The organism is Campylobacter sp. GTC17093, from assembly GCF_055397635.1.
This window is the reverse complement of sequence record NZ_AP038832.1, coordinates 321,165-334,765: the sequence shown is the minus strand read 5'-3', so window position 1 is coordinate 334,765 and position 13,601 is coordinate 321,165. Positions and strand designations below refer to the sequence as shown.

At 26.7% G+C, this 13,601-nt stretch carries 14 protein-coding genes and 1 pseudogene; 13 read left to right on the top strand and 2 right to left on the bottom strand.

Features of this window, described 5'->3' with window-relative positions:
• Positions 1-3 precede the first annotated feature (3 nt).
• Positions 4-831, top strand: a complete 828-nt coding sequence (gene modD / locus ACZ5VL_RS01635; RefSeq protein ID WP_464199321.1) for a ModD protein — start codon at positions 4-6, stop codon at positions 829-831.
• A 1-nt stretch (position 832) separates the two neighbouring features.
• Here the strand turns inward: modD and ACZ5VL_RS01630 are convergent, their stop codons facing one another.
• A complete protein-coding gene (locus tag ACZ5VL_RS01630) occupies positions 833-1,672 on the bottom strand; it encodes a TIGR01777 family oxidoreductase (protein ID WP_464199319.1) in 840 nt (279 codons plus the stop codon).
• 262 nt (positions 1,673-1,934) lie between these two features.
• On the opposite strand from ACZ5VL_RS01630, the gene ACZ5VL_RS01625 reads away from it, so the two are divergent.
• From ACZ5VL_RS01625 to ACZ5VL_RS01590, 8 genes and pseudogenes are all read left to right on the top strand, one after another.
• A complete protein-coding gene (locus ACZ5VL_RS01625; protein WP_464199318.1) occupies positions 1,935-3,443 on the top strand; it encodes an MATE family efflux transporter in 1,509 nt (502 codons plus the stop codon).
• A 35-nt stretch (positions 3,444-3,478) separates the two neighbouring features.
• A complete protein-coding gene (locus tag ACZ5VL_RS01620) occupies positions 3,479-3,688 on the top strand; it encodes a hypothetical protein (RefSeq protein WP_464199316.1) in 210 nt (69 codons plus the stop codon).
• 245 nt (positions 3,689-3,933) lie between these two features.
• Positions 3,934-4,200 (top strand): Coenzyme F420 hydrogenase/dehydrogenase, beta subunit C-terminal domain, encoded by a 267-nt coding sequence (locus ACZ5VL_RS01615; protein ID WP_464200229.1) that lies wholly within the window; start codon positions 3,934-3,936, stop codon positions 4,198-4,200.
• 194 nt (positions 4,201-4,394) lie between these two features.
• A pseudogene (locus ACZ5VL_RS01610) lies at positions 4,395-4,457 on the top strand (hypothetical protein); the annotation flags it as partial.
• 48 nt (positions 4,458-4,505) lie between these two features.
• A complete protein-coding gene (locus ACZ5VL_RS01605; RefSeq protein WP_464199314.1) occupies positions 4,506-4,643 on the top strand; it encodes a hypothetical protein in 138 nt (45 codons plus the stop codon).
• Between the two features lie 89 nt (positions 4,644-4,732).
• Complete coding sequence (locus tag ACZ5VL_RS01600) at positions 4,733-5,698, top strand: glycosyltransferase family 2 protein (RefSeq protein ID WP_464199312.1); 966 nt, start codon at positions 4,733-4,735, stop codon at positions 5,696-5,698.
• Positions 5,699-5,823: 125 nt separating this feature from the next.
• Positions 5,824-7,017: a glycosyltransferase gene (locus ACZ5VL_RS01595; protein ID WP_464199310.1), complete on the top strand. Its 1,194-nt coding sequence runs from the start codon at positions 5,824-5,826 to the stop codon at positions 7,015-7,017.
• 44 nt (positions 7,018-7,061) lie between these two features.
• Positions 7,062-8,102: a Wzz/FepE/Etk N-terminal domain-containing protein gene (locus ACZ5VL_RS01590; RefSeq protein WP_464199308.1), complete on the top strand. Its 1,041-nt coding sequence runs from the start codon at positions 7,062-7,064 to the stop codon at positions 8,100-8,102.
• Here ACZ5VL_RS01590 and ACZ5VL_RS01585 read toward each other — a convergent pair.
• Positions 8,095-9,420, bottom strand: coding sequence for a sugar transferase (locus ACZ5VL_RS01585; RefSeq protein ID WP_464199306.1), 1,326 nt, complete (start codon positions 9,418-9,420; stop codon positions 8,095-8,097). The two genes, ACZ5VL_RS01590 and ACZ5VL_RS01585, sit on opposite strands and share 8 nt — an antisense overlap.
• A 99-nt stretch (positions 9,421-9,519) precedes the next feature.
• Here ACZ5VL_RS01585 and ACZ5VL_RS01580 point away from each other — a divergent pair, with 99 nt between their 5' ends.
• Genes ACZ5VL_RS01580 through ACZ5VL_RS01565 form a run of 4 tightly spaced genes read left to right on the top strand, consistent with a single transcriptional unit; the run spans position 9,520 to position 13,395 of the window.
• Entirely contained in the window at positions 9,520-10,791 is a 1,272-nt protein-coding gene (locus tag ACZ5VL_RS01580) for a nucleotide sugar dehydrogenase (protein ID WP_464199304.1), read from the top strand.
• Complete coding sequence (locus ACZ5VL_RS01575) at positions 10,791-11,744, top strand: Gfo/Idh/MocA family oxidoreductase (protein WP_464199302.1); 954 nt, start codon at positions 10,791-10,793, stop codon at positions 11,742-11,744. The genes ACZ5VL_RS01580 and ACZ5VL_RS01575 overlap by 1 nt, the downstream gene beginning before the upstream one ends.
• A complete protein-coding gene (locus tag ACZ5VL_RS01570) occupies positions 11,744-12,313 on the top strand; it encodes an acyltransferase (RefSeq protein WP_464199300.1) in 570 nt (189 codons plus the stop codon). Before ACZ5VL_RS01575 ends, ACZ5VL_RS01570 begins: the two co-directional genes overlap by 1 nt.
• The gene (locus ACZ5VL_RS01565) at positions 12,310-13,395 is read left to right on the top strand and encodes a DegT/DnrJ/EryC1/StrS family aminotransferase (RefSeq protein ID WP_464199298.1); all 1,086 of its coding nucleotides are present in this window, start codon (positions 12,310-12,312) and stop codon (positions 13,393-13,395) included. Before ACZ5VL_RS01570 ends, ACZ5VL_RS01565 begins: the two co-directional genes overlap by 4 nt.
• Positions 13,396-13,601: the final 206 nt, after the last annotated feature.

Sequence of the window (13,601 nt, the reverse complement as noted above, 5' to 3'; positions counted from 1 at the left end):
GTAATGAATATAATTGATGATTACATAAATGAAGATTTGCCTTACATAGATATGACTACGTGTTTGCAAAAAGATCTTAATGCAGACGCTATTTTGGAGATATATTGTAGAGATGATATAGTTATGAGTGGCGGAGAATTTGCTAAAGAAATAGCACTTAAGCTTGGATGCAAGAGTGAATTTGTGGCAAAAGATGGACAAAAAATCAAAGCAAATTCACTCATTTTTAAAGCAAGTGGATGTTATAAAAATATCCATAAAATTTGGAAACTAACTCAAAATTTACTTGAATACATGAGTGCAATAGCAACTTATAGTAGAAAAATGGTTGATGAAGTTAGAAGTGTTAATGAAAATTGTCAAATTTTAGGCACTAGAAAAACCTTTCCAAATGCAAAAAAATTTTGCATAAAAGCTTTGTGTGATGGCGGAGCTATGATTCATAGGCTAAATTTAAGTGATAGTATTTTGTTTTTTGAAAACCATAGAGTGTTATATGAAAATGACGCTAAATTTTATGAGTTTTTAAGAGAAATAAAAACTAAATTTATCGAAAAAAAGCTTATAGTTGAGGCTTTAAATTTAGAAGATGGCATAAATTTGCTTGAAATTTGCGATTGCATTCAACTTGATAAAATGAGTTTAGATGATACTGTAAAAATCGTAAAAGTAAGAAACGAAAAATACAAATATGTCAAGATAATCTCAGCTGGTGGCATAAATTTGCAAAATGCAAAAGAGTACGCAAAAACAGGCATTGATGCCATAGTAACAAGTGCTATGTATTATCATACAAAAGGTGATTTAAAAGCTAAAATTTTAAAAGTTTAATTTATTTGTAAATGCTGTTTAGGCATTCCTTTAAATTTGGATACTTAAAGACAAAATTCTCATTTAGCAATTTGTTGGGATAAATTTCAAGGGAATCTGTCATAACAACGCTACCTTCGCCAAATTTTAGTTTTAAGATAAATATCGGCACAGATAAAAACATAGGTTTATTAAAAGTATCTGCTAAGATTATGCTAAAGTTTTTATTGCTTATAGGATTTGGTGAAGTAAGATTATAGATTCCATTCGTATGACCACTAAGTGCAAATTTAATAGCACAAATTACATCTTCAAGACTAACCCAGCTCATGATATTTTCACCATTTCCAATGCTTCCGCCAAGTCCTAACTTAAAAGGTATTTCCATCTGTTTTAATGCCCCACCGTTTTTACCAAGAATAACGCCAAATCTAAATATAGTCGTTTTTATATTACCTTTTGTAGCTTTTAAAGCCTCTTCTTCCCAAGTCTTAGCAAGAGTTCCTAAAAACCCATCATTATAAATAGCGTTTTCTTCGCCTCCTCTGTAGCCATTTTTGTATATACCAATAGCAGAGGTTGATATAAATATTTGCGGTTTTGTAATTTTCATAGCTTCAACTAAAGCTTTTGTGGTTTCTATCCTACTATTTAAAAGCTTTTTTTTATACTCTTTTGTCCATTTTTTAGATATCGGCGCTCCTGCTAGATTTATTACGCCATCGCAATTTTTTATAATTTCTAAAAGTCTATTTTGCTTAAAATCATCTCTTTTTATTAAGACTATATCGTGTTCTTTTTGCAGTTCTTTTGCTAATGCACTACCAACAAAACCAGTTCCGCCACTAATTGCTATTTTCATTATTCTTTCCTTTATTGAATTATATGTAAGTTTTGATAATGGTTTATACTAAAGAGTATTTATTTTCTCTAAATTTAGCGTTTTTTCAATATGTTTTTAAATGAATTTAATGTATAATTTATTACTTTGAGTTGCTATAATTTGGTATAAAAGTTAAAAATTTGATAAATACGCTTTTTGTATCCGAAAATAAATTTATGATATTAATACGCCAAGTTTTGCTTTAAGTTTTTAAAATGTATTTGCATATTAGGACTATATTTTGAATAAAAAAATCTATAAAAATATTGTTTTTCTATATTTTAGACTTTTAGCTGTAATGTTGCTTGGATTTTATATAGTTAGAATTTTATTGGATAAACTAGGGGCTCAATACTATGGAATGTATTGTGTTGCCATAAATATTATAACTATAGCACTGTTTTTGGTTACTGTATTTACAGTATCTGCGCAAAGATTTTTTGCATTTGAATTAGGTAATAATAATATACATAAGATTAAGATTTTATTTGGAAATTTTAACCTAGTTTCGATATTTTCGATCATAATATCTATATTGTTTAGCGAAATTTTTATATTATTTTTTAATGGGAATATAAATATAGATAAAAATGAGCTAAATTTATTTATAAATACATTTAATTTGCTTATGTTATCGCTATCCTTAACGGCTATGCAAAATTTATATGTATCGCTAATGAGTGCTTATGAGGACTTATCGGCTTATTCTTTGATATCTATAGTTGACATACTTTTAAAAGTTTTTATTATATTTTTAATTAATGAAAATGATGAAAATAAAATTATTGAATACTCTTTTTGGCTTTTATTACAAACTGTATTTGTAACAATAATATATATATTTTATACTTATAAAAAATATAGTATTAAATTTTATTTTATAAGTTTTGAGAAAATATTGCTAAAAGATATATTGATATATAATTCTTGGAATACTATTGGAAATTTGGCTGTTATTTTGTGTAGAAATGGTATAGGATTTTTGTTAAGCATATTCTTTTATTTAAGCACAGTTACTGCTTATAATGTATCTTTGCAAATCCATACTGGAATCATGTTATTTGTTGCAAGTTTCCAAAAAGCTTTAACTCCTTCTATAATAAAATTATATGCTCAAAATGAAATAATAAAACTTAAGAATTTACTATATTTAAACTCTAAAATAAATTTTATGATTTTATGGATGATAGCTTTGCCTATTTTTATATATATAGATGATATTTTATCACTTTGGCTTATAGATACGCCACAAAATGTTAATATATTTGTAAGATTATTTTTATTGCAAGCACTTGTATATTCGCTTGATATGCCTTTTGTTGCAGCCATACAAGCTACAGGAAAGATACGCGAAATAAGCCTAACAGGAGGTTTTATTTTACTTCTTGCATTTCCCGTCTCATTTATTTTTTATAAATTTGGTTTTGAAATGACAATTGGCGTAATTGTATACATTGTGGCTAGTTTTTTGTGCTTTATGGTTGAAATATTTTATTTAAAAAAATGGCTAGAAATAACGTATAAAGAATTTTTTTTAGAAATTTTTTTAAAGGTTCTAATAAGTGCTATTTTATCTTATATTGGAATTAATTTTATTGCTTCAAATTTAGATAATAATTTTATAAATTTTGTTTTAGTGTTTATTGTATCAATTTTTGTAAATTTAGGCATATATTTTTTTATAATTTTAAATCAAAAAGAGAGATTTTTTGTTATAACTATCATTCAAAAGATGAAAAAATTCGTCTAGATAGCGCAAGTGGTGGTATTTTTTCTGAACTCGCTTTGAAGGTATTTGAAGATAATGGTTTTGTAAGTAGTGCTGTTTATAATAAAGACAATACAATCTCACACATATTAACAGATAATAGAACTCATCTTGATGATTTAAGAAGTTCAAAATATGCCTATAGTTTTATGAAGGATGTTTTTTCTCAAATTAAACAGAGATTAAAAGATGGTAAAAAAGTTTTGGTTTGCGGCGCACCTTATTAAATTTACGGTCTTTATGCGTATTTGAATCATAAAGATTATCCAAATTTAATAACTTGCGATTTTATATGCTTAGGAGTTAATTCTCTAGCTGTGTCCCAAAAATATATAGAATTTTTTTAAAAAAAATTCTTTTCAAAAATTACTAAAATAAAAGCAAAAGATAAAACGTATAGATGGCATAAATTTTCTATGCGTTTGGAATTTGAAAATGGAAAAAAGTATGTTCAAAATAGAAATAATGACCCATTTTTTTTGTTGGGTATTTACAAACACATTTATTTTTAATAGAGTCTTGCTATGATTGTAAATTTAAAGATTTTCCAAGAGTTGCGGATATAAGTTTGGCTGATTTTTGGGACATAGAAAATATTGATAAAAGCATGAATCAAGACAAAGGCACATCTCTTGTTATGTTAAATTCCAAGAAAGGGGAGGGCTTTTTTAATCAAATAGATGGCAGTAGAATTGTTAAAAAAGAATTTAGCTTCAATAGCATTTTGCTAGAAATTTAGTCATATTTGAAAGTCCTAAAAAACCAAATAGGAAGTGATCAGGTTTTTAGACCAAATTATTTTGCATAGTATAAAGATTATTATTATCTTGGATTTATAGACGATAAAAATACTATTAAAATATTTTATGCAGCATCTTTTGGCGGGAATAAATACAAAGGAGATATGTCAAAACTAAATTTTTATAAAAAAATATTCAAAGTGTTGAAGAATGGCCCAAAGCAATATATGATTCAGAATATATAGTAACAGATTCTTTTCATGGATGTATTTTTTCTATAATTTTTCAAAAACAGCTTTATTGTATGATAAATGAGTCAAGAGGTGCAGATAGGTTTCATAGTTTATTTGAGCTACTTGATTTAGAAGATAGAATTATAAGTAAAAATAGTAATTTTGGTGAAAAAATAGATTATAAAAAAAGTAAATCAAATTTTAGATAATATGCGCGAAAAATCAATTCATTTTTTAAAAAATAGCTTGAGTTTAAGTTGATTTTGATATTATTGTTGAATACTTCTAAAGGGTAGATATGTATGATGTTTCTATAATTATTCCGATTTATAACACAAGTAAATATATACAACAATGTGCCATTAGTCTTTTTGAACAAGATTACGATAATATAGAATACATATTTATTAATGATTGTACTCAAGATAACTCTATGGAAATCTTAAATAATATAATACAACAATATCCAAATAGAAAAAATGATATAAAAATTATAAACCATACAATAAATCAAGGTTCTGGTATAGCTAGGAAAGACGGCATATTAGCTGCTAGTGGCGAATATACCATACAAATAGACAGCGATGATTGGGTCGAGCTTGATATGATAAGCTCATTTATGAAAGCAGCAAGATTAGCTGATGCTGATATAGTAGTTTCTGATTTGTATATAAATTCGAAAAATAGGGAAATTTATATAAATCAAGATTTTTCATCTTATATTAATCCTAGTAATAAACTAAGTTATTTAAAGTCAATTCTTTCGCATTATATTTTACCATCGTTATGCAATAAACTAATTAAAAAAGAAATTTATACAAAAATAAATTTCTCGGAGTTTTCTTTTGCTGAAGATTGGTATTTAAATATACAAATGTTTTATTACTCAAATAAAATCGCATATATAAATAAAGCTTTTTTGCATTATAGAAGGGTAAATGGTAGCTCAATTACAACTAAAAAATCCCAAAGGCTAATAATTGACCATATAAATTTTAATAAACAATCATTTTCATTTTTAAATGAAAAGCAAGTATTGCAAGAAGTAAGAGAAGATTTTTATATAGGATTATTTAAAAGCATTGTTTCTATTTCTAATATAAAAATTACCAAAGAAATAAAAAATATATGTCCAGAATGTTTTAAACCCAAATATGTGCTTAAAAATAAAAAATTTGGAATATTGAAAAAAATTATTTATCTTACTATTTTTATAGATAGTGGATTTATTTATAATTTATCAAGAAGATTATATGTCGCATAAATCATATTTGCTGTATTGTTTTTATTAAAACTGTATTTTTCAGGTTGGTTTATTTTGTTATGGTATATTAATGTTTGGTTTTTCTAATTTAATATAAATGTAATATATTTTACCCGGAGTTTTTTTTGAAGAAGATATTGTTTTATTTGCCCTTTATTAAATTTGGGGGAATAGAAAAAAGCGCAATAATTTATCTAAAAGAATTATTAAAAAAAAATTATGATGTAAGATTATTGATAGATTATAATATGGGTTTAGATGGAAATAATCTTGAGCCAGAGCTTCCAAAAGAACTAAAATATGATTTTATAAAAAGTAAAAAAATAACTAAATTTATATATACTTTTAGAACTTTGGGCAAAAAGTATATAATTTTTAATATAGTTTTATACATATTAATTTTTTTATTTGATTTTTACTATTATCACACTAAAATAAAGGCTTTTTTAAAAGAAAACGACTTTGATGCGATAGTAAGTTTTTATCAATTTTCCCCAACTTATTTTACTAATTATAAAAAAGCAAGACAAATAATTTGGTTACATGGTTCAGTAGAGCATTTTTTTGGTAAATTTACTAAGATATTTAGGTCTAAATACGAAAAAAATTTAAATAAATATGATTACATAGTAACAATAGCAAGAGAAATGAAAGAACAGCTAATTCGTTTTTATCCGAATTTAAAAAATCATAACATAAAAATAATATATAATCCTTTTGACTTTAATGATATTTTGTTAAAATCAAATGATAAAACATCATTAAGTGAGGATGAAAAAATATTAATTAGAGATAAATATATATGTACAGTAACAAGAATAGATGAAAATCATAAGGACATAAAAACAATAATTATGGCATATAAAATTTTGTATGATAACTCTGATATTAGTGATAAGCTTTATATTATTGGAGATGGAGTAGACAGATATAGTTTAGAGAAAATAACAAAATATTTGAATTTGGAAAAAAATATTTTATTTTTGGGTAAAAAAACTAATCCATATGTCTGGATGAAAAATGCAAATATTTTTATACTCTCTTCTAAAACAGAGGGATTTGGGCTTGTTTTGGTTGAAGCTATGGCAAGTGGAACTTTTGTAATTTCTTCTAATTGCGAAATTGGACCAAGAGAAATTTTAAATTATGGAGAGTGTGGTGATTTATTTGAAGTTGGCAATGCTAAAGAGCTAGCAAAGACAATAAAATTTGCTTTGGATAATAAAAATTATAAAAAAGAAAAAATTCAAAAAGCTTTTGCTAGAATTTCAGAATTTGATAAAAATGTAATAATACAAAGTCTTGAAGAGATATTGTGATACTATCAAATAATTTAAAAATAAAATAGTTTTTGGAGAAAACTTTGAATAATAAAGATATAGATATATGCAATAATGATGAAATAGATTTTTTAAATCTTTTTAGTAAAATTTGGAATTATAAAATTATGGTTATTGTTATAACTTTAGTTTTTTCTGTATTAGCAATACTTTATGCATTTTTTTCAACTCCGTGGTACAAAGCTACTGCTCTAGTTGAGATAGGATACTACAATCAAAACATTGATAGAAAAATAATGCTTGCTAAAACAGTAGATGTTGCAGAAAAGTTAAAAGTTAAATATATAGATTTATTGGCTGAAAAAGATGATGCAGATGCTATAGCAAAAAATTTGTCTATTGTAAAAAATAATCCTAATTTTTTAGATATCACAACATATGGAAAAACAAATGAATTTGCCATTGAATTAATAAATACTATAGTAAGTGATATCTCACATGAGCACAAAAAAGTTTTAGATGGTTACTTAGATACTCAAAAAGTTGCACTGGCAAATAAAGATAGAGAAATATCTTTTTTGAAAAATAATATGATTGCAGATATTGAAAGTCAATTAAATACTATAAATAACATAACGCTTCCTAGCTTGGAGAGTAAGATAAAAATTTTAAATAAAAATGTCGAAGAATCAGAAAATTTATTAAAAGTTTTGGATAAAAATAAAATTACGGATAAAAATTTGATTGTTTTATCGGCAATTGAGCGTCAAAGTTTAAGTAATAGGCTTATCTCTGATAAGGCTAGAATAGTTGATTTTAATGTAGAAATTAATAAACTAAATAATGAGATTGTACCTAAACTTAAAAGAGATCTTGCAAATTTTCAAACTGTTCAGTTAAATAAACTATTGGATGAAAAATCATTGATAGAGTTATCTTTAGCGCCTTATAATTATGCAAATACAAATATAGTTGGAGATATAGTAACATCTCAACATCCAGAAAAACCAAAGAAGAGATTAATTGTTGAGGTTGTAACGGTAATTGGATTTATATTTTCCATTTTTATAGTTTTAATTTATGATTCCATTATAAATAGAACCCAAAAATATAAAACTAACTAGCGCCCTCGCGTTTTAAAACGGCGATTATAGTTTTTAGAATAATAATTATATCGTTATAGATACTCCAGTTTTTTACATACCATATATCCATCTGAGTTCTAATTTTAAAATCGGTATCCCCTCTGCCGCTTATTTGCGCAAGTCCAGTCATTCCAGGTTTAACGCTTAATAAAATTCTCATATCATTTGGACTTACGCCAGCTTGTTCTCTTTCTCCTGTTATAAATGGTCTTGGTCCAACTATGCTCATTTCTAATTTTAAAACATTTATAAGTTGTGGTAGTTCATCTAATGAACTTTTGCGCAAAAAGCTACCTATTTTTGTAATTCTTGGATCATTTTTGTATTTATGAAAAGTATTGTGATATTGTACTTCTTCTGGGTGTTTTTGTAGATATTCCTTCATCAGCTCACCACTATTTTCTTTCATGCTTCTAAATTTATAGCACCAAAATTCTTTTCCTTTTTGGCCTAGTCTTAGCTGTTTAAAAAAAATACTGCCCCTTGGTTCTTCTATTTTTATTAAGAAAAATATTATAAAAAAAGCAAGCAGTAGAAATGGAAAAGCGCACATTAGTATAAAAAAATCAATGCATATTTTTATAAATCTATTTATTGGGCTTAAAAGCGAGTTTTTTAGCATAAATAGATTTATTCTAGAGTTAAAAATATTAAATATATTTCCTTTGCTAAAATCATATCCGATTAATGTAGGCGTAAAAATAATTTCTTTATTGGCTAAAATATTCTCTTCTACAACTTTGCTTAGGTCTGATATATTTAGTCCTTTGCTAAATATAAAAATTGTTTCATAATCATCTTTTCTTGTTATTTTGTAGCCTAAATAATTATTTCTAAAAAGCTCTCTTATAAATTTGGGACTTCCATTTATCACTTTTGCTTTTTTGCTCCATAGACCAAGTTTAAATAAATTAGTTTTAAGAATATACTTTGCAAATGGTATAAACAAGCATATCATTGAAAAGCTTATTGTTATAATTGTTCTAGAATATGATAAATTTTTCCCTAGTGCTAAAAATGAAAAAATTATTACAAATGAAAGTAGGCAAGATTTGGCTATGAGTAAATTTTCATGCCAAAAGTCATATCTTTTTGTATAAATTCCTTGATAAAAAAATATACAAATAGTTACGAAATACATTATATAGAAACTATTATATTGTTCAATATCGTGAATTATATCTATACCAAGTGCAGAGTTTATTTCATTTTTGAATAAAACCGCTGTAGTATTGGATATAAAAATACATATCATGTCAAATATTATAAATAAAAATATACAAAAAATTTTTTTCATAATGGCCTTTAATATAAAAGTAAATATTATAACACATATTAAATAATATGTAAGTAGCAAAGTGATAGAATTTGGTTATTACCAAAAATAAGGGAGTTTATGCTAAAAAATAAAATAATATGTATTGTGGGTCTTGGCTATGTTGGCATGCCGCTTTTGCATGCTTTTGCTACAAAATATAAAACAATTGGATTTGATATAAATGAAGCAAGAATCAAAGAATTAAAAGGTGGATATGATAGAACTTTGGAATTAAATTCTACTCAGTTAGATGAAATTAGCGGAAAAGTATTATACACTTCAGATATAGACAATATAAAACAGGCAAATATTTATATTGTTACAGTTCCTACTCCAATTGATTCTAAAAATAAACCAGATTTAACACCACTTATAAAATCTAGTCAAACAATTGGCTCTGTTTTAAATAAAGGAGATATTGTTATTTATGAAAGTACTGTTTATCCTGGAGTTACAGAAGAAGTTTGTGTTCCAGAGCTTGAAAAAACATCTGGTTTTAAATTTAATGAAGATTTTTTCTGCGGATATTCTCCAGAACGTATAAATCCTGGCGATAAAGAGCATACTGTTTCTAAAATTTTAAAAGTAACTAGTGGTAGCACACCAGAGATTGCAGATATTGTAGATGGATTATATAAAAGTATAATAACAGCTGGAACTTTTAGAGCTAGTAGCATAAAAGTTGCAGAAGCTAGCAAGGTTATAGAAAACACTCAAAGAGATGTGAATATTGCTCTAATTAATGAGTTAGCTCTTATTTTTGATACCATGGGTATAGATACTAAAGAAGTGATAGAGGCTGCTGGAACAAAATGGAACTTTATTAAACTTAATCCAGGATTAGTAGGAGGACACTGTATAGGCGTTGATCCATACTATCTTACTTATAAAGCTGAAGAGCTTGGATATAAACCAAATTTGATCTTAAGTGCTAGACAGATAAATAATTCAATGAGTGATTATATAGCGACTAAAACGATAAAAATCATGATAGATAATGATATAAATATTAAAAATTCTAATATTTTAGTAATGGGACTTACATTTAAGGAAAATTGTCCAGACATGAGAAATACTAAAGTAGTGGATATAATAGAAAAATTAAAAGAATTTAAAATAAATGTTGATGTTTATGATCCATGGGTAGATCCTAATGAAGAGAAAAAGGACTATTCTCATGGACTAATAAAAAATCCTTTTAAATCAGATAAAAAATATGATGCTATCATAGTTGCTGTTGGGCATGATGAGTTTAAAAAATACAATAGAAATGATTATAAAAAGATTTTAAATAGTGATATTATTATGGATATTAAGGGTATTGTTAAAGACCCTACTTGGAGGCTTTAATGAAAAATTTTGCTATTATTGGAGTTGGTGGATATATTGCACCAAGGCATTTGAAGGCTATAAAAGAAACTGGCAATAATATGGTTTGTGCATTAGATAAAAACGATAGTGTAGGGATAATGGATAGTTTTTTCCCAGAAGCTTCGTTTTTTACTGAGTTTGAGAGATTTGATAGACATCTTTACAAAATAAAAGATACTAGTGATAAAGTAGATTTTATATCTATAACTACACCAAATTATCTTCATGATGCACATATTAGATGTGCTCTTAGAAATGGTGCAAATGCAATTTCAGAAAAACCTTTGGTATTAAATTTAAAAAATATAGACCAATTAAAAAAGCTTGAAAATGAAACTGGAAAAAAAGTTTATAATATTTTACAATTAAGACTTCATGAAAATATTATAAAACTAAAAGAAAGAATTGAAAAAGAACTAAAAGAAAATCCAAATAAAATTTACGATATTGATATTACTTATCTAACTAGTCGTGGAAAATGGTATTTTATCTCATGGAAAGGCGATGAAAGTAAAAGTGGAGGAATCGCTACAAATATCGGTGTTCATTTTTTTGATATGATTACTTGGATTTTTGGTGGAGTAAAGCAAAACATAGTACATCTTAAAAAAGCAGATGCAAATGCTGGATATTTAGAGCTAGAGCATGCTAGAGTTAGATGGTTTTTGAGTGTAAATTATGATTATATGCCAAATGAAGTAAAAGAAAAAGCTCAAAGAACTTATAGAAGCATAACTGTAAATGGAGAAGAGATTGAATTTAGCGGAGGATTTTTTGATTTGCACACTAGAAGCTATGAAGAAATTTTAAAAGGAAATGGCTTTGGTCTTGATGAGGCTAGAAATTCTATAAACATAGTCTCTTGTGTAAGAAATTCGGAAGTTTCTCCTCTTAGTGGAGAATATCATGAGTTTTGCAAGAGAGTATTATAATGAGTTATTTTTGCCACGAAACTTCCATAATAGATAATGGGGCTAATATAGGAGATAATACAAAAATTTGGCATTTCTCACATATTTTAAGTGGAGTAAATATTGGCAAGAACTGTTCTTTTGGTCAAAACTGCGTTGTTGGACCCAAAGTAAATATAGGAAATGGGGTAAAAGTTCAAAATAACATTTCTATATATGAGGGCGTGGAGGTAGAAGATGATGTTTTTTTAGGACCTTCTATGGTATTTACCAATGTTATAAATCCACGTGCTTTTATAGTTAGAAAAGATGAATTTAAAAAAACACTTCTAAAAAAAGGATGTTCAATTGGTGCAAATGCCACGATTGTTTGTGGTGTTACTATTGGTGAATATGCGCTAATTGGAAGTGGGGCAGTTGTCAATAAAGACGTAAAACCATATGCGCTAATGGTAGGTGTTCCAGCTCGTCAAATAGGGTGGGTTGGTATAAGTGGAAATACTCTTAAATTTGATAAAGATAATTTAGCCTTAGATAAAGATGGAAAAAAATATAAATTACAAAATGAACAATTGATGGAAATAAAATGAAAATAGATTTTGCAAATTTGGCTTATCAACATAATTTATATAAAGATGAGATTGAAAGTGCTGTTTTAAATGTAATAAGCAATGTGTCTTTTATAATGGGGGATGATGTTAGACTACTAGAAGAGGAGTTGTGTAAATTTAGTGGAGTTAAAAATGCTATAACTTGTAGTAGCGGAACTGATGCGCTTTTGTTGGCATTAATGGCTTTTAATATAAAAGAAGGCGATGAGGTTATAACCACACCATTTACATTTATAGCTACTGCTGAAATGATAGCGCTTACTGGGGCTAAACCCGTGTTTGTTGATATAGATGAAGAGACTTACAACATAGATGTAAATAAGATTGAAGATAAAATAACCTCTAGAACAAAAGCTATAATTTCTGTTTCGCTTTATGGGCAAGCATCTGATATAGATGGCATTGATAAAATTTGTAAAAAGTATAACTTAAAGCACATTATAGATGGTGCCCAAAGTTTTGGATGTATATACAAGGATAAAATGGATAGTAACTTAGGAGATATATCTTGTACTAGCTTTTTCCCATCAAAGCCACTTGGATGCTATGGTGATGGAGGAGCTGTTTTTACAAACAATGATGAAATAGCGCAAAAAATAAAAATGCTTAGAGTTCATGGACAAAGTAAAAGATATCATCATAAATACATTGGAATTGGCGGTAGACTAGATACTATTCAAGCGGCAGTTTTAAGGGTTAAACTCAAATATCTTCAAAAAGATTTAAAATTAAGAGACGATGTAGCTAAAAAGTATACAAACTTGCTAAAAAATAAACAATACATCCTACCTACTATAAAAGATGGAAGAACAAGCGTTTGGGCGCAATTTAGTATAAGGGTAAAAAATAGGCAAAATCTCCAAGAGCATCTAAAAGAAAAAGGAATTCCAACTGCTGTTCACTATCCTATGCCTTTACATTTACAAGAATGTTTTTCGTATTTAGGATATAAGGTAGGGGATTTTCCAATAGCAGAAATAGTAGCAAATGAGATAATGAGTTTGCCAATGAATCCTTATTTAAGCGAAGAAGAAATACAGTATATAGTAGAGAATTTATAACTAGAATTGTTTATTTTTTAGAAATCATAGTTTAGTAAATATTTTGTGGAACGTTTAAATATATCTTAATTATAAGATATATATGATTTGCATACATCTGTTATAAAAATAAATATTTTTTTATTAGTAATTTTTGCTTACTATATAGATTTGTATAATTTGGCAGAGTTTTATAAATACATAAAGATAAATATATAAAGGTTTTA

Coding starts and splice junctions, on each gene's coding strand:
- ACZ5VL_RS01585 (WP_464199306.1), bottom strand. CDS start 9,420: ATGAAAAAAATTTTTTGTATATTTTTATTTATAATATTTGACATGATA.
- ACZ5VL_RS01605 (WP_464199314.1), top strand. CDS start 4,506: ATGATAAATGAGTCAAGAGGTGCAGATAGGTTTCATAGTTTATTTGAG.
- ACZ5VL_RS01565 (WP_464199298.1), top strand. CDS start 12,310: ATGAAAATAGATTTTGCAAATTTGGCTTATCAACATAATTTATATAAA.
- modD (WP_464199321.1), top strand. CDS start 4: ATGAATATAATTGATGATTACATAAATGAAGATTTGCCTTACATAGAT.
- ACZ5VL_RS01580 (WP_464199304.1), top strand. CDS start 9,520: ATGCTAAAAAATAAAATAATATGTATTGTGGGTCTTGGCTATGTTGGC.
- ACZ5VL_RS01575 (WP_464199302.1), top strand. CDS start 10,791: ATGAAAAATTTTGCTATTATTGGAGTTGGTGGATATATTGCACCAAGG.
- ACZ5VL_RS01630 (WP_464199319.1), bottom strand. CDS start 1,672: ATGAAAATAGCAATTAGTGGCGGAACTGGTTTTGTTGGTAGTGCATTA.
- ACZ5VL_RS01600 (WP_464199312.1), top strand. CDS start 4,733: ATGTATGATGTTTCTATAATTATTCCGATTTATAACACAAGTAAATAT.
- ACZ5VL_RS01570 (WP_464199300.1), top strand. CDS start 11,744: ATGAGTTATTTTTGCCACGAAACTTCCATAATAGATAATGGGGCTAAT.